Raw genomic sequence first — 14917 nt, 5'->3', positions numbered from 1 at the left:
TGCAAAGTTCATCTTCCCGCCCCCGAAGCCACTTGACTTTTGTTAGTTAATTATTTTTCTCCGGATTCTGCTCAGACTTTCGGGTTTCATCCCTAAAAATGAGGCGATGTGCTGGATAGGAACATTCTGAATAATTTCCGGATATTCTTTTATGAGTTTCAGATAGCGCTGTTCGGCATTCAAAGCTGACAATTCTCTCGAACGGTTCTCATTGTAAGCAATTGATTGTTGAAAAACTGAAATACTAAAATCTTTCATTGCCTGACTTTTGCCTGTCAGATAATCCAGATTTGTTTTTGAAATTCTCAAAAGCTCAGCATCTGTAATGCATTCCACATTATTTTCAGAAACCGTACCATTGATAAAATCTGAATATGAAGTAAAAAATCCAGGGGGACAGTTGATATGAGTAGTAATTTCACTGCCATTTTGGTCATTATAAAAAAGTCTGAGATAGCCTGAAACAATATAGTAAAGATAATGAGGAACCTTCCCTGCATTTTCTATCACAGTATTTTTTGAAAACACCACAGGCTCAAAATATTGTCGAACAGCTTCTGTTTCTTCATTGGTAAAGTCATGGCCAGACTGGATGTAGTGTAAAAGCTTGTCATGCATCGAAGTAAAAATTTTGAGTCTTTTACAAAGCTACCAAAAGAAAGCTTTCCAATGTATTAGTTTAAAAAATATTCATCTGTTCATGTAACATTCCGGATTCAATAGTTGTCTTCTATACATAATCGAAAGAAAACTGTTGAGAAAAACAGTCGCTAAGATTAGTAAACATTATTGAACCAGGATAAAAACTATACCCCAGCCAGCAGTCTCCTTTACGATGTGATCTGTTGGCTTTTTATTTATTTACATCCCAATTCCTTATTGTAACAAAATAATATATCATTCCTCCGACAAAATAAGCCAGTACATCAAAAAAATCTCCGGTAAAGTCCGCAGATAGTTTCGGACAAAGAACCTCAAACAAAAAAGACAGATAAAATACGGACGTCAATACAAATTTCAAATCTGGGCACCATTGATAGCCTAAGACAGAATTCATTATAAATTCTATGAGATAACAATACATAGGGACAGTAATACCATCTGTAAAATAATCATTGATAACAGGAATATACATTCCGTTTCGTCTCAGTAAAACTATCACTCCCCAGGCTGTCAGTCCCAGTAGAAACCAATATGAAATTCCTCTTTTCATCACATGTGAAGTACTGCCATTATTACCCCAAGAATTATCTGCAGTATTTTTGATATAACTTCCTGAGGATCTGCTTTATTTTCCTTTTCAGTGCTTTCTGCTGATTCATAATTGAATTTTTGTTTACCTTCCATTGCCATATGATTTAACATTGCAAATATATCAAAATTAGAACAAATGTTCTAATTTTGAAAATATGATTTATATACACTCTTATATTCTTATCTTTGAGGGATGAAGACCAAGGATAAAATTCTGTCTAAAGCACTGGAATTATTTAATGAAAAGGGATATAACAATATTACCACAAGGCATATTGCGGCTGAACTCAGCATCAGTCCGGGCAATCTGCATTATCATTTCACACACTCTGAAGACATTATTAAAATCCTTTTCTCAGAACTTACCCTGAAAATGGATGAGCTGCTGAACCAAATGAAAAAAATGGAGAATAAAACACTGGATGATCTTTATGAGTTTACCTATTCTACCTGTGAAATCTTTTATTCTTACCGTTTTGTATTTATTAATTTTATAGATATACTTAACAAGATTCCTGAAATAGAATCCAGATATGAAGGGATCAATTTCAGTAGAAAAGAAGAATTTCAGATCATCTTTTCAGACCTTCAAAAGAGTAATGTTTTTCAGAAAGATGTACCCCGTTTTATTGTAGAATGTCTTACTGAGCAGATTTTCATTATTGCAGACAATTGGCTTACCCACAACAGACTTATCTTAAAACTCAGTCCCAAAGAAGCAATACAGCATTATACACTTCTTCAGATGAATCTTTTTTATCCGCTTCTCAATAAAGAACAGCAAAAACTTTATGAAAAACATTATATCCAATAGTCAAAGTATTACCATCAGAAAAGGGATCAGGAAAGATCTCCCTGAAATGCTGGAGCTTTTTACAGCTACTATAGATGAGGTATGCAAAAAAGACTATAATTCTCAACAGCTCGAAGCATGGAAATCCGGTGCAGAGAATGAGGAGAGATGGATGAATGTGATTAGCAACCAATATGTTTTAATTGCTGAAAATGGAAATCAGATCGTAGGTTTCTGCACACTAGATGGGGGAAACTATATTGATCTGTTTTTTGTACAAAAAGATTATCAGCAAAAAGGTATTGCATCCGCGCTTTATAATGTAATTGAAAAAGAAGCTCTGCAGCAATATGAGAAACTGCTCACAGCGGATGTAAGCAAAACTGCCAGACCTTTTTTTGAAAAAATGGGCTTTCAAGTTGTTCAGGAACAGACTGTCAAGGTAAAAGAAATTATACTTACCAATTATAAAATGGCAAAAAATCTCATCTCTTAATTTCTGAATAATGGAATTACAGCCGGAATATAATGAGCTTAGAATTTCAGTTCCTCAGGAATTTGAAAATGTATTTACTCATTTTTATTTTGCTGAAAATACTTCTGATATACCGGTTACAAAAACTCTTTTGCCAACATATCAGACTATTTTGTTATTCTGTTTTGGAGCAAGTGCCACGATGTCTACCCGGGAAAAAACAATCATTGGTGTTGATAAATGTGTGGTATTCGGACCCGTGAGGCAAGCTTTTGAATATACACTTCCGACAGGTTGCTCCATTCTTGCGGCAAATTTTAAAGATGATGCATTCTTCAGGTTTTTTGGAAAAATATCCACTGAACAATCGGTAAGACATCCTGACGAACTGCTGGAGGAAAATTGTTTTACAGATCTGTGGCATCAGCTGACAAAATTAGATTCAACCACAGAGCAAGTGAATCATATTCTTGAATTCTGCAGACCCTATCTTCAGCATCAGAATACTACCAGCAGGCTTTTGAGCAGTTTTGAGAATGAGCTCTTAAACCCTGTTAAAGTAATTGCAGAGCAAATTCAACAGACAGAAAGGAACATACAGCGAAAACAGAAAGAACAGTTTGGCTATTCCTTAAAAGAACTTAACCGCTATAACCGTTTTTTAAAAGCAGTAAAAATCATTGAAAAGGAAACCGGAAAACAGGGTAAAGTGAAATGGTTTACCATCATTGATGAGTGCGGTTATTATGATCAAAGCCAGCTTATTCATGATTTCAAACATTTTATCAACATTTCTCCTGCTCAGTATTTAAAATTCCAGCAGGACATCTGCAATCCAAAGTCTAAATAGACTATTTTCGTTTTCTTACAATTTTTGAAAAGTATACCATACTACTTTTGTCTCATTAATCTTAACAATCAAGACAATGAGACATTTAATAATTTACGCGCATCCTAATGAAAACAGTTTAAATCATCATCTTTTAAATACTGTTGTTGAATCGCTTCAGTCCCGTAATCAGGAGATCATGGTGAGAGATCTTTATAAAATTGGTTTTGATCCTGTACTTTCTTTGACTGATATGCAGGAACAACGCATGGGAAAAGTATCTGAGGATGTAAAAATTGAACAGGAATATATTTCATGGGCAGAACAGATCACTTTCATTTATCCTATCTGGTGGACCGGACTTCCCGCTATGATGAAGGGATATATAGACCGTGTTTTCAGTTATGGTTTTGCTTACCGTTATGATCAGGGTATACAAAAGGGACTTCTGAAAGGTAAAAAGACTGTGATTATCAACACTCATGGAAAATCTCATGAAGAATATGAAAAAACAGGGATGGATAAAGCACTCACTTTAACCTCTGATAACGGAATTTTTATCTACTCCGGGCTGGAAATCATTAGACATTTATTTTTTGATAAGGCAGATAAAGCTACTTCCGGAGATTTTGAGATCTGGAAAGATCAAATTAAAAACTTATACTCTGAACATGCCTTTAACTATTAAATAACAACCATGAAGATAAACACTGATAAACAGACCATTAACCCATTACCAATCAATACTTATAAGTTGATAAAGAAAATTATAAAATATAGTTTTTACATCTTTATCCTGTATTTTGCTTTTAAGGGATTTATGGCATGAAATTAGCTTCAAAAATCGCAAGTAAAATTGTTTTGAACCATTATTTTAAGCCATTAAGATTGATGGATGGTTAAGTTTTTTCTTAAAAACAGATCTTGTTATAACCCTGCAATGCGTCTTAATGGTTTAAATATTGGATCCTCGGGAAATTCCTGTATATTTACATTACAATGAAACATCTGAACAGCATATTACGTCTTCCATTCTTCAGTGAATATTACACTCCGGGCTATCGTTCGGGAAGACTTTCTATATCTGTAATTCAATAAAATAATCTAAAGTATATATAGAACCCGGACAGTACCTGTCCGGGTTTTTTCAATTTTAAAACTATTCAACATGATCCATTTATTACAAGAAAATGTGGCTATCATCCTACCTGAAAACGGTTTGGAAGAAAAGCTTGCCCAGGCTAAAGAAGAAAACAGAAAACTCACCATCAAGTTAGGGTTTGATCCTACTGCTCCGGATCTGCATCTGGGACATGCAGTAGTGCTAAAAAAACTGAAACAATTTCAGGATCTGGGACATCAGATCATTATAGTGGTAGGAAGCTTTACAGCAAGAATCGGTGATCCTACAGGAAAAAATAAAGCCCGAAAACCTTTAAGTGCTGAAGATGTACAGCATAACGCCCAGACTTACATCAACCAATTATCTAAGGTAATTGATGTTCAGAAAACAAAGATTGTCTTCAATTCTGACTGGCTGGATTCCCTTAGCTTTCCGGAGGTTATCCAACTGTTATCAAAAGTTACCGTTGCTCAACTGATGCACCGCAATGATTTTAATAAAAGATTTACAGAAAACACTCCTATTGCCATGCATGAGCTTGTATACCCAATTCTTCAGGGCTTTGATTCTGTAAAAATTAAATGTGACATCGAAATGGGCGGCACGGATCAGCTTTTCAACTGTACAATGGGAAGACAGCTTCAGGAAGTTCATGGAATGCCAGCCCAAATCGTCATGTGCATGCCTTTACTGAGAGGCCTTGACGGAAAGGAAAAGATGAGTAAGTCACTGAACAATATTATCGGGCTGACAGATGAACCCAATGAAATGTTTGGAAAAACCATGTCTATTCCGGATGCATTGATTGAGGAGTTCACCAACCTGACCACAGATTTTTCAATAGAAGAAAAAACGACTCTTGTTTCAAGAATGACAGAAGGCGAAAATCCTATGAATATTAAGAAAATCATTGCTAAAAATATCATCAGCCAATATCATGATACAGCTTCAGCAGAAAATGCAGAGCAATTCTTTATCAATCAGTTTCAGAATAAAAATTTTGAAGAGAAAGTATATGAGCCCGTTGTTATTGGTTCTTTAAATAGTATTGAAAACAGAATATCACTTGTGGAGCTTTGTCATCAGCTTAAAAGTGACCTCAGCAAATCGGCAGTCCGAAGGTTAATTGAAAATGGAGGAATTCAAATCAATACCACCAAAATAACAGACTCAAACGAAGAAATTGAACTAATCCCCCAAACTAAAATAAAAATAGGGAAAAGAGGCTTCTTTGAGCTTGTGGGGTAAAGCTGGAGGGTGGGAGCTGGAAGAAAGAAGCTCTCTAAGACAATAAACTTCCGGAATTCTTTAATTGAAATATTTTTAAAAGCATTTGTTGAATTAAAAAAGCAAAAGTTCCTTTCAACACAAAAGCAGCTTCCGGCTTCCCTCCTTCAACTTATTTCAATATATTCGTTCTCTTAAAAACTGTTTCCAATGAGCTACATCATGGTTGACATAGAGTCGGATGGCCCGATTCCAGGCGATTTTTCAATGGTCTGTTTCGGGGCAGTACTCGTCACAGAGGAACTGGACATCACTTTTTATGGAAAATTAAAACCTGTTTCTGAGAAATTCAATCCTGATGCTTTGGCGGTTTCCGGCTTCAGCAGAGAGGAAACAATGAGTTTTGATGATCCTGAGGAAGTAATGCTTTCCTTTGAAGAATGGATTAAGACAAATTCCAAAGGCAGACCAATATTTATCAGTGATAATAATGGCTTCGACTGGATGTTTATCTGCTGGTATTTTCATCATTTTATCGGCCGGAATCCTTTTGGCTTTTCATCCAGAAGGCTTTCTGATCTTTACTGCGGGCTGGAAAAAGATACTTTTGCCCAATGGAAGCATCTCCGCAAGACAGAACACACTCACAATCCTGTAGACGATGCCCGAGGAAATGCAGAAGTTTTACTGCACATGAAAGAAGAAATGGGACTAAAAATTGCATTAAAATAAGAACTCTAATTTTTATTTTTAAATATGGATCTTGATTTACGCTACAAAAAAGCTGATGATACTGATATTGATTTTCTTCTCAAACTCAGAATGAAAACTATGAATCCTCATTACGAAGCTTCGGGTCTTTCTACAGACACAGAAACAACCCTTCAAAGAGTTTTGTATCAGTTTGAAAAAGCTAATATTATTTTTTTAGACAATCAACCCATCGGACTGTTAAAACTAGACAGAACATTTACCAACATTGAGGTCCTGCAACTTCAGATTGATCCCGGCCAGCAAGGTAAAGGACTTGGAAAAAAGATTTTGTCTGATATTCTGGAGGAAGCTTCACTAGCAGGAAAAACAGTATCATTGAGTGTTTTGAAAACCAATAAAGCACAGCATCTTTATACAAGTCTTGGTTTTAAAATTGTGGATGAAGACCAGCATTCTTATTTTATGGAAACTGAAAAACAGTGAATTGAAAATAATGTAAGTTTTGGCTAAAGCCGTTGGAATCTAAATCTATTTCTTAAAACGGGCTAAAGCCCGTTCCTATTGAATATGGACCATGCTAAAATCAATTTTATCATTCTATTTTTTTGATTTAAACACAAATCTCACAAATAAATGAGCACAAATGCCCACAACTATTTGCGAGATCTGAAAATATGAGATTGCTTCACTACGTTTGCAATGACAGTTTACTGGTTTGCCATCGTCACATAGATCAATCTTCCGCCTTCTTCTGCAGATAACAGTATTTTTTTACCATCAGTGAGTTCAACCATAGAACCGGGCGGAATTTCTTTTTGTTCTGTGACATCTTTCATTCCTGATAAACTTTGGTTTACCAATACCCATCTTCCTTGATGGAAGGTGAAGTATCCTACAGGCATTTTATCCTGCATCGTCAGATTTTCGTTGCGTATCACTTTCCTGGAAACATGCCACTTAAACAGATATTGATTATGATAGACCATCAGCCTGTGATTTTCTGGTTTCCATACCTCATCATCAAATTTAAAATACAAGTCTAAAACGGGCAATGTGCCCTGATGTGGTGTTCCACAGAACGGACATTTGGGACTGCTTGTATTATCAAAAACATACCATTTTTCGGTACAATTGGAATTGTGGCAAGGTTGTATAAGATCCACAGTTTTCAACAGAGCCGCTTCCCATTCATTGGCTGTGGGACGTCTGATAGGGTCATGCAATCCGTCTACAAATGTTTTTCTGAAAAGATCTGAAATATAGGGTCCGGTGATGGTATAAGGAATCTTTTGAGGATCACCCCAAAATGCATCCCATTTTCTGAGATGATCTGCTTTTACGTGATTGGAAGGATTTCCCGGATCTTCCACAAACATTGCTTTTTCTCCCATAGACAGCATTTCATCTTTTTCTGAATCCAGATCCCAGATTTTTCCTCCGCGCAAAGGATGTCTTCTCAGCAGGTACATATAAATCAGAACAGCAAGAGCATGAAGATCTGTTTTTTGGTTAGGCAGATGTCTTCCCTGATCCTGAAGGCTCAGATGCTTGGTTTTTAAAACTTCCGGAGCAATAAAATCTGAGGTTCCTATTACCTCCGGAGGAAACAGTTTAGGAACAACGAGTCCGTCAATATCAATGATACAGGCAGATTTTGTAACAGGATCTACAAGAATATTATTGTATGATAAATCGGAGTGCGCCAACCCCATCTGATGCAGCTTTTTTACTCCTCTGCTGATATTGACTGCAATCTGAAAATAGCTCAGCCAATCTCCCAGCTCCGACTGGTCAAGTCTTAGAGGATATTGCTGATTCCTGAACATAGGAGCAGTAAACCACTTCCCCACTTTATCCTGTCCCTGGATATTATCTGAACCGATATAGCCTTTGGCAAAATAAAATTTATTGTGATAAACAGGAACCACAATTCCTGTAAGGTTATCTTTTTCAACAATATCGTAAGGCCATCTGAATATTTCGTTCAGAAAGTATTCCGAAGCATTTCCGTTCTGTATACTTTGCAGATAGGTAGAAACAATTCTCATGATTCTTTCTTTCTGTCCTTCATCCAGTGGATTCCGGTAAAAAGCCACCACATATTCTTTATCGGGAGAGAAATAAACATCTTTCACGCCGCCCCGGATAGGGTTTTCATCTACATATTCATAGAATTTGGCTGTATCCAGAACAGAAACAACCTTAATGGTCTTTTTCATGGTATTAATAGATTATTGCCAATGTACGGTCATCATGATTTCCTCTGCTCCAGAAATCGCTCCAAATCAAAAGTTCTTCATCAATTTTTCCATCGTTGATAAAGTTTACTTTCGCCCGGTCATCATTATTTCCGCAAAGGTCTTCAAAAAGTGATTTCCAGCTTTCTGTATCTTCCAGTTTATTTTCTGTGATAAATTTCGGATCATAAATACCATCCGTCATCAGCACGAGATAAGAAAAATCATCCACACAGGTAATCCGGAAACGGGAATCCATCTGATCATTGAAAATTTCTTCCATGGTGATAAAACGGGTACCCCCGCTAAATTCACCCACATCCATCTGATTTAAAAGCTTCACTTCAGAAAAACCAGGATTGATGAGATTAATAGGGCAATCTCCAACTCCGAAACTAAGAATCACATATCCGAAACTGAATTTTTTAAGTAATGCAAAAATCAGTGTAGCATGCATATCAGTTACAGACATAGTATTTTCTGCTGCAGTTTTTTCTAATGCTTGATAAACTTCTTCAACACTCTCTGATAAAATATTTTTGATGTTTTGCTCTGCTTCTGAACCTTCTTCAATAGAAACATCAGTACCATACATCCGATTGATATTGTTTTCAATTCCGCTTAAAATCTCCTGTGAATTAAAGAACTGATTGATCGTTACTGTTGCCAGCCTTGAACCTTCTCTCGCAGCCACTGCCGAGCCTGCACCGTCTGAAACGGAAACAATATTCCATTCATTTGGCAAGGCATTCACAGCAAAATCATCTTCACGAAATTTGCCTTCATGAGCATGGGAACGCCCTCTTTTGGAAGCAACAACAATTTTTTTATCTGAAAAAGAACCTTTGAATGAGTCTTCTTCCAATTTATAAAAAGCAGCATTTCTATCGCTGGGAATATTTTTCCATAAGTCTTTCGGATCTGCGTTTACAAAAAGCTGTACTTTTTTTGTTTCAATCTGATCATGATCATGAATGTGATAAAACTGAACATCCAGATGATATATATTGCAGGTAACCGGAGTTCCTGAAATTGTATTGTTTTCAAAAGTAAGTCCTGTTTTTTCCAGGTTTCCGATATTCTTAATTTTTATGTTCGGAAAAGTTTCCATGTCAAGGCTGAATTCATAGAACTGCTTTGCACTGGCATTCTTCAATACCCAATGAGCATCTTTGAACTCTTCTTTCTCTCTGTAAATAGCAGCTTGTTCCATAGTCTTTGGCTTAGATTCAGAGGCTGATTTCCGAAAAAATTTTCCCATCATTATCCCAAAGTTCTGTTAATATCAAATCCGCCCCCTGAAAATCCGTAATAATCTGAAGTTCCACACCATGGACATTTGCTGTATCCTTCTCCTCTAAGGCAGTGAATACCACCGCAGGAACAGGTGGCCAATGCAATGGGATTGGCACAGTGAGGACATGAAGTACCACCGTCCAGTTCTTCTATATTGATTTTAAGGTGAGTTTTCTGATTGGAAGAAAGTCTGTAGTACGCTTTTTCATCAATTTTATAAGCCCCGTCCAGTCGATAATATCTTGTTGCCATTCCGGGAATGCTTGATTCTGCAAATGCTTTTTTAAACTTCATCAGATAAAGCTTCTCTGTTTCCTGGCATTTCCCGTTTAATACTACAAAATTGTTGTCAGGAAATCTCTGTTCCATTTCAGGGTCTACTTTCTCGAGAATAAGAGAATCGATCTTAGAAAGATTGATTCCTTCTTTCTTGGCTTCCGTTACACTCTGGCTGGTTGTTTTAATAGAATCTGTTACCCATTTGAAAAATTCTTTGTAGGAATTCTCATCAGAGTTATTAAACAGCAATACATTATCTGCTAATGAACCAAGAAGTTTGTAATTTGTATTTTCCCCAATAGATACGGCAATTGTATTGGATTTCCCGCTGTACTTGTTATTCCACCTCTCAATAGCTTTGGTGGAATCATCAGTGGGAACTCCGTCAGTAAACAGGAAAACGATAGGTTTCCAGTCTCCTTTTCTTTCATAAGTGGTCTTCACAATATCCCTGTCGATACAATCCATTACTTTGATCAAACCCTGGGAAAGTGATGTCCCGCTCCCGATTGGGATTTTAGGTGGATAAAAGCTTATAATATCCTGCAATGGAGTAATCACTTCCGCTTCTCCTGCAAAACCTATCACAGAAATATAAACGGTTTCAAGTGAATATGGGTCTTTTTTTAATTCTCTGATAATATTAGCGATACCTTCCTGTACCTGCTCAATAGGTTCTCCAACCATAGATTCGGAGATGTCTACTAAAAAATAAATAGGCAGCCTTCTCATGTTGTAAAGACGATTTTTTAAATAATAATATTAAGCTCCGATGGTGGTGGAGGCAATGTAATATTTTCTCCCGTATTTTGTGAATGCCCTCCCTGTGTAATGGAAGAGCTCACCCACCTGAAAAAGGAGGAAAGGGTAATAGCGTCCGTAGTATCCAGTTTTACCACATGATCCGTCAGTTCTTTCAAAAACTGTTCATCAGCTTTCGGGCCGGCAGCGCAGCCTACGATAGCGCCAAACTCCAGCCCTCTGATTACAGGAATCATCTGTCTGTATTTCTGAATATCTGAAGGTTTTCCATCTGTAAATATAAAAAGTAATGGCTGCCAGTCTCCTTTTGCATCTGCCGATTCTTTTACAATTTCTTTCTGCACCAATCCGGAAACCATTTCCAATGCAGCTCCCGTATGTGTAGGGCCACTATCCGGACAGGTAATTTCCATGGGATAAAAACTGGCCAGATCTGTTAAAGGAATAATATTTTGAACTTCTCTATCGAAGGTAATAACGCTTAGATGCAGACTATCCATCGCCTGTGGATCTGCGCGAAGCATACTGATCAATCCGTTGAATCCATTATTCAGTGCCTGAATAGGTTCACCATTCATAGAACCTGAGGTATCTAATAAAAAATAAGCTAATAATCTCCTGCTCATTATATGACAAATATTAATTCTGAAGCCGGCTTGGAAGTCTTTGACTTCCTCCGCCGGCTTTTATTGTGGTTTGATAAAATTTGAGAACCTAATTGGAATAAGCGTACTGCTGTCTCAGAATATCTATAAAGTTATCTGTATGATGCGGTTCACCTACAGCACGGAATTTCCAGTCTCCGTTATGACGGTATGCTTCTGCAAAAACCATCGCACACATTCCGTTCATACTTGAATCTCCGGAAAGGCTGTATTTTGTAATTTCTTTTCCAGTAGCATCTACCGCCCGGATAAATGCATTTTCGATCATTCCGAAATGCTGGTTATTGGTTTTTCCCTGATAAATGGTAACAAGGAATACAATTTTCTGATAACTCTGGTCCAGCTGATCCAATCTTACAATAATCTGCTCATCATCCCCATCTCCGGCTCCGGTTCTATTATCCCCTGTAAGCCATACATTTCCGCTTGGATGCTGCATAGAATTGAAGAAAACCACATCTCCCTGATATAGCCCCATCTGTCTTCCGTCATTGGTCTGTACCGTTCTTCCAAGATTGGCTACTTTCCCATTGCCATCTAAAAGAAATGCTACTGCATCAAGGTCATATTCGGCTTCTTTACTGAACAGCTTCCCAAAGAACCCACTGCCCTGTTTTCTTACATCCCATCCTAATCCGATGGTTACTTTTGAAAGATCATAAACACTTTCTCCGCGGTCATTTTTTCTTAAATCTATCGTTTGTCCTTTCTGTAAATTGATTGCCATAGTTATAGTTTTGTGTATTTGAGTGTTTTTATTTAATAATTTGTCCTTTGTAGTATTTCTCCAGGAAAAAACCAAGATCTGCCCTGTATCCTATTCCCGATGCTTCAAACTTCCAGCTTCCGTTTCTTTTATACAACCTCCCGAACTCTACACCGGTTTCAATGGAAAAATCTTCATCCAACTCATATTTTGCAATTTCCTGATTGGAATGATTATCCACAACTCTGATATAGGAGTTTCTTACCTGTCCGAAATTCTGTCTTCTTCTTTCAAAATCTTCTATGGTTACTACGAAAAGAATTTCTTCCACTCTTGAATCTACTTTATCAAGATCTATTACGATTGCTTCATCATCGTCACCATCACTGTTTTTACCATTGGGATCATCGCCTGTATGGGTAAGAGCTCCGTCCGGAGAGTTCAGGTTATTGTAAAAAACAAAATATTCTTCGCTTACTAATTTTCTGTCAGAATCAATCATGATTGCGGAAGCATCCAGGTCAAAATCGTAGCCGGTTCCTTCATTAGGATCCCAACCTAATCCAATCGTCATTTTAGTCAATCCTATGTCGATCTTTTGTCCTTTCTGTAAATTAATTGCCATAGTGTTTTATATTATGATTATTTTTCGCATTAAGATAGAAGTGATTTATGAATTGACCAAATTTATTTAGGAAAAAATGATCTATAGAGCCCGATTAAAGCTATTTAAGTCACAAATCACCATAAAAAAAGGTTCAATTAAAAAATTGAACCTTGTATTGTAAAAAAGAGTATTAAATTAATTTTCAAATTCCTTATCCGAAACGGCAGCATTTCTTGCTTTTGCCAGCATAGGAATAGAAATCAACCCCATCACCAGCATAATAACAATCTGTAACGGTAAAGAAATAAAGGAATAGGTAAGCCCCATTTCACCACCAAAATCAGCACTTTTTCCCACAGAGATAAAGAGTGCCATGAAACCATACTTCATAGCAAGGTTATAAGCTCCGATACCTCCACTGGCAGGAATTATCATTCCCAAAGTTCCCACAACAATAATAAAGAAGCCGTCTGCAAAGGTAAATGCAGATGTTTCAGGAAGTGCAAAGCAAACCAGATAAGCAGCTAAATAATAACAAATCCAGATTCCCAGTGTATAAAGGATGAATTTTCCTTTTTCTTTTAATTTAAAGATGGAAGTTAACCCCTGAAGAATTCCTTTTCCAAAATTGATAAGTTTCTCTTTTTTATATTTATAAAGAAGGCCTAAACCAATTAAAACCAATATTACAAGACCAATTTTAATGCATAAATAAAACAAGTCAAAGTCACTTATCCCCAATTTCATCATCTGCCTCTCAAAAAAGTTGGGAACAAACTCTTCTTTCTCATCCTTCTTATCCATTACAAAATGATAGAAAGCAAGAATTGCTTTAAATTTAAAAATTCCTGTAAGAACTAAAAAACCTGCCATACAAATAAGATCCACTACTCTTTCCAAAATAATGGTCCCAATAGATTTATCTACAGGTACCTTCTCAACTCCATATAAAGCCGTAGCTCTTGCCACTTCCCCACTTCTCGGAATGGTAAGGTTCATCAGATATCCAAATGATATTGACCAAAGGGAATTGGAATTTGAAATTTTGTATCCCATAGGTTCCAGCATCAGATTCCAGCGAATAGCCCTGAACCAATAAGCAAGAAGACCAAATACGGATGCCAACAGCACCCATAAATAATTTGCTTTCGCCAGCGACTTCTGAATCACTTTAAAATCAAGCCCTCTTAAGGCAAGCCATAAAAAAAAGCCTGCAAAAGCAAGCGATATTACTATTGTTAATATTGATTTTACGGGACTTTTTGATGTTTTCTCCATGTACTATGTAAGAAGGTTTGTTTTTTCATCCGGGAAAACGATCTTCGGTTGGAAGTCTTTAGCCTCTTCCGGGGTCATCTGTGCATAAGCAATAATAATGATAATATCATCTTTCTGTACTTTTCTTGCTGCAGGCCCGTTCAGACATACTTCTCCGGATTTTCTTTTTCCTTTGATAACGTACGTATCAAAGCGTTCCCCGTTGTTCACATTCACAATATAGACCCTTTCTCCTACCACCAAACCGGCAGCTTCAATAAGATCTTCATCTATTGTTATACTTCCTATATAATTAAGGTCAGAGGCTGTTACTCTCACCCTATGAATCTTAGACTTAAAAACTTCTATTAGCATGATGCAAATTTATTAATAAAAATTAATAAAACAGGTCTTTAGTATCATTTAAAAACTCCCACAAACACAGGGGTTTAATTTTATAAAATACAAGGATTTTGAGAATTGCTTATAAATTTAATAATCATATGGTTAAAAAAATTAAATGTTTACACTTAATTTAGGATTTAATAAATACAAGAAATAATATTAACTTTTTGCTAAAGTCAATAAACATAAGCATTTGGCATGATTTTAGCAACGCGTAACGTAGATTTTCTGTAAAAAGTGGAATTATCATATTTTAACCAATTTCACCAAAAAGCAAAAAAATTTTAC

18 protein-coding genes are annotated in these 14917 nt (G+C 36.5%); 7 read left to right on the top strand and 11 right to left on the bottom strand.

All coding sequences use genetic code 11. From position 1 onward, the window contains the following. Positions 1-42 precede the first annotated feature (42 nt). The 3 genes from SFA27_RS04645 to SFA27_RS04635 all read right to left on the bottom strand — a co-directional run bounded on the left by SFA27_RS04645 (position 43) and on the right by SFA27_RS04635 (position 1347). Positions 43-618, bottom strand: a complete 576-nt coding sequence (locus tag SFA27_RS04645) for a Crp/Fnr family transcriptional regulator (RefSeq protein WP_407296662.1) — start codon at positions 616-618, stop codon at positions 43-45. A gap of 235 nt (positions 619-853) precedes the next feature. Continuing rightward, the gene (locus SFA27_RS04640) at positions 854-1213 is read right to left on the bottom strand and encodes a hypothetical protein (protein WP_407296659.1); all 360 of its coding nucleotides are present in this window, start codon (positions 1211-1213) and stop codon (positions 854-856) included. Continuing rightward, positions 1213-1347 (bottom strand): hypothetical protein, encoded by a 135-nt coding sequence (locus SFA27_RS04635; protein ID WP_264517090.1) that lies wholly within the window; start codon positions 1345-1347, stop codon positions 1213-1215. Before SFA27_RS04635 ends, SFA27_RS04640 begins: the two co-directional genes overlap by 1 nt. A gap of 100 nt (positions 1348-1447) precedes the next feature. Between SFA27_RS04635 and SFA27_RS04630 the strand changes: the two genes are divergently transcribed. From SFA27_RS04630 to SFA27_RS04600, 7 genes are all read left to right on the top strand, one after another. Continuing rightward, positions 1448-2068 carry a TetR/AcrR family transcriptional regulator gene (locus SFA27_RS04630; protein ID WP_407296656.1) on the top strand — a complete coding sequence of 207 codons (621 nt, stop codon included), beginning with the start codon at positions 1448-1450 and terminating at the stop codon, positions 2066-2068. After that, positions 2046-2543 (top strand): GNAT family N-acetyltransferase, encoded by a 498-nt coding sequence (locus SFA27_RS04625; RefSeq protein ID WP_407296654.1) that lies wholly within the window; start codon positions 2046-2048, stop codon positions 2541-2543. Before SFA27_RS04630 ends, SFA27_RS04625 begins: the two co-directional genes overlap by 23 nt. Before the next feature lie 10 nt (positions 2544-2553). Continuing rightward, the gene (locus tag SFA27_RS04620) at positions 2554-3372 is read left to right on the top strand and encodes an AraC family transcriptional regulator (protein WP_264517087.1); all 819 of its coding nucleotides are present in this window, start codon (positions 2554-2556) and stop codon (positions 3370-3372) included. A 76-nt stretch (positions 3373-3448) separates the two neighbouring features. Next, entirely contained in the window at positions 3449-4039 is a 591-nt protein-coding gene (locus tag SFA27_RS04615; protein ID WP_047378858.1) for an NAD(P)H-dependent oxidoreductase, read from the top strand. 480 nt (positions 4040-4519) lie between these two features. Further along, on the top strand, positions 4520-5722 hold the full coding sequence (tyrS, locus tag SFA27_RS04610) for a tyrosine--tRNA ligase (RefSeq protein ID WP_407296652.1): 1203 nt from the start codon (positions 4520-4522) through the stop codon (positions 5720-5722). Between the two features lie 189 nt (positions 5723-5911). Beyond that, entirely contained in the window at positions 5912-6433 is a 522-nt protein-coding gene (locus tag SFA27_RS04605) for a 3'-5' exoribonuclease (protein WP_047378860.1), read from the top strand. A gap of 24 nt (positions 6434-6457) precedes the next feature. After that, complete coding sequence (locus SFA27_RS04600; protein ID WP_407296650.1) at positions 6458-6898, top strand: GNAT family N-acetyltransferase; 441 nt, start codon at positions 6458-6460, stop codon at positions 6896-6898. Between the two features lie 224 nt (positions 6899-7122). Here SFA27_RS04600 and SFA27_RS04595 read toward each other — a convergent pair whose 3' ends face one another. The 8 genes from SFA27_RS04595 to panD all read right to left on the bottom strand — a co-directional run bounded on the left by SFA27_RS04595 (position 7123) and on the right by panD (position 14599). After that, positions 7123-8634: a helix-hairpin-helix domain-containing protein gene (locus SFA27_RS04595; protein ID WP_407296648.1), complete on the bottom strand. Its 1512-nt coding sequence runs from the start codon at positions 8632-8634 to the stop codon at positions 7123-7125. 4 nt (positions 8635-8638) lie between these two features. Continuing rightward, positions 8639-9865 carry a PP2C family serine/threonine-protein phosphatase gene (locus SFA27_RS04590; RefSeq protein WP_407296646.1) on the bottom strand — a complete coding sequence of 409 codons (1227 nt, stop codon included), beginning with the start codon at positions 9863-9865 and terminating at the stop codon, positions 8639-8641. Positions 9866-9915: 50 nt separating this feature from the next. Further along, positions 9916-10959, bottom strand: coding sequence for a TerY-C metal binding domain-containing protein (locus SFA27_RS04585; protein ID WP_407296644.1), 1044 nt, complete (start codon positions 10957-10959; stop codon positions 9916-9918). A gap of 17 nt (positions 10960-10976) precedes the next feature. Further along, positions 10977-11615, bottom strand: coding sequence for a vWA domain-containing protein (locus SFA27_RS04580; RefSeq protein ID WP_407296642.1), 639 nt, complete (start codon positions 11613-11615; stop codon positions 10977-10979). Positions 11616-11703: 88 nt separating this feature from the next. Beyond that, positions 11704-12381 carry a TerD family protein gene (locus SFA27_RS04575; RefSeq protein ID WP_407296640.1) on the bottom strand — a complete coding sequence of 226 codons (678 nt, stop codon included), beginning with the start codon at positions 12379-12381 and terminating at the stop codon, positions 11704-11706. A gap of 28 nt (positions 12382-12409) precedes the next feature. After that, complete coding sequence (locus tag SFA27_RS04570) at positions 12410-12985, bottom strand: TerD family protein (RefSeq protein WP_047378867.1); 576 nt, start codon at positions 12983-12985, stop codon at positions 12410-12412. A 177-nt stretch (positions 12986-13162) separates the two neighbouring features. After that, positions 13163-14245 carry a lysylphosphatidylglycerol synthase transmembrane domain-containing protein gene (locus SFA27_RS04565; protein WP_407296638.1) on the bottom strand — a complete coding sequence of 361 codons (1083 nt, stop codon included), beginning with the start codon at positions 14243-14245 and terminating at the stop codon, positions 13163-13165. Positions 14246-14248: 3 nt separating this feature from the next. Further along, on the bottom strand, positions 14249-14599 hold the full coding sequence (panD, locus tag SFA27_RS04560; RefSeq protein WP_002976902.1) for an aspartate 1-decarboxylase: 351 nt from the start codon (positions 14597-14599) through the stop codon (positions 14249-14251). Between the last annotated feature and the right edge of the window lie 318 nt (positions 14600-14917).

The organism is Chryseobacterium sp. HR92 (assembly GCF_045689405.1).
In the GTDB taxonomy this organism is placed as follows: domain Bacteria; phylum Bacteroidota; class Bacteroidia; order Flavobacteriales; family Weeksellaceae; genus Chryseobacterium; species Chryseobacterium viscerum_A.
The sequence above is the reverse complement of the archived record's forward strand: the minus strand, read 5'-3'. Positions and strand labels throughout refer to the sequence as shown.

Excerpts from the sequence above, each read along its gene's own strand:
- SFA27_RS04580 (WP_407296642.1), bottom strand. The coding sequence starts at position 11,615 with ATGAGCAGGAGATTATTAGCTTATTTTTTATTAGATACCTCAGGTTCT.
- panD (WP_002976902.1), bottom strand. The coding sequence starts at position 14,599 with ATGCTAATAGAAGTTTTTAAGTCTAAGATTCATAGGGTGAGAGTAACA.
- SFA27_RS04600 (WP_407296650.1), top strand. The coding sequence starts at position 6,458 with ATGGATCTTGATTTACGCTACAAAAAAGCTGATGATACTGATATTGAT.
- SFA27_RS04590 (WP_407296646.1), bottom strand. The coding sequence starts at position 9,865 with ATGGAACAAGCTGCTATTTACAGAGAGAAAGAAGAGTTCAAAGATGCT.
- SFA27_RS04620 (WP_264517087.1), top strand. The coding sequence starts at position 2,554 with ATGGAATTACAGCCGGAATATAATGAGCTTAGAATTTCAGTTCCTCAG.
- SFA27_RS04645 (WP_407296662.1), bottom strand. The coding sequence starts at position 618 with ATGCATGACAAGCTTTTACACTACATCCAGTCTGGCCATGACTTTACC.
- SFA27_RS04595 (WP_407296648.1), bottom strand. The coding sequence starts at position 8,634 with ATGAAAAAGACCATTAAGGTTGTTTCTGTTCTGGATACAGCCAAATTC.
- SFA27_RS04565 (WP_407296638.1), bottom strand. The coding sequence starts at position 14,245 with ATGGAGAAAACATCAAAAAGTCCCGTAAAATCAATATTAACAATAGTA.
- SFA27_RS04585 (WP_407296644.1), bottom strand. The coding sequence starts at position 10,959 with ATGAGAAGGCTGCCTATTTATTTTTTAGTAGACATCTCCGAATCTATG.
- SFA27_RS04640 (WP_407296659.1), bottom strand. The coding sequence starts at position 1,213 with ATGAAAAGAGGAATTTCATATTGGTTTCTACTGGGACTGACAGCCTGG.
- SFA27_RS04635 (WP_264517090.1), bottom strand. The coding sequence starts at position 1,347 with ATGGAAGGTAAACAAAAATTCAATTATGAATCAGCAGAAAGCACTGAA.
- SFA27_RS04575 (WP_407296640.1), bottom strand. The coding sequence starts at position 12,381 with ATGGCAATCAATTTACAGAAAGGACAAACGATAGATTTAAGAAAAAAT.
- SFA27_RS04615 (WP_047378858.1), top strand. The coding sequence starts at position 3,449 with ATGAGACATTTAATAATTTACGCGCATCCTAATGAAAACAGTTTAAAT.
- SFA27_RS04630 (WP_407296656.1), top strand. The coding sequence starts at position 1,448 with ATGAAGACCAAGGATAAAATTCTGTCTAAAGCACTGGAATTATTTAAT.
- SFA27_RS04570 (WP_047378867.1), bottom strand. The coding sequence starts at position 12,985 with ATGGCAATTAATTTACAGAAAGGACAAAAGATCGACATAGGATTGACT.
- SFA27_RS04605 (WP_047378860.1), top strand. The coding sequence starts at position 5,912 with ATGAGCTACATCATGGTTGACATAGAGTCGGATGGCCCGATTCCAGGC.
- tyrS (WP_407296652.1), top strand. The coding sequence starts at position 4,520 with ATGATCCATTTATTACAAGAAAATGTGGCTATCATCCTACCTGAAAAC.
- SFA27_RS04625 (WP_407296654.1), top strand. The coding sequence starts at position 2,046 with ATGAAAAACATTATATCCAATAGTCAAAGTATTACCATCAGAAAAGGG.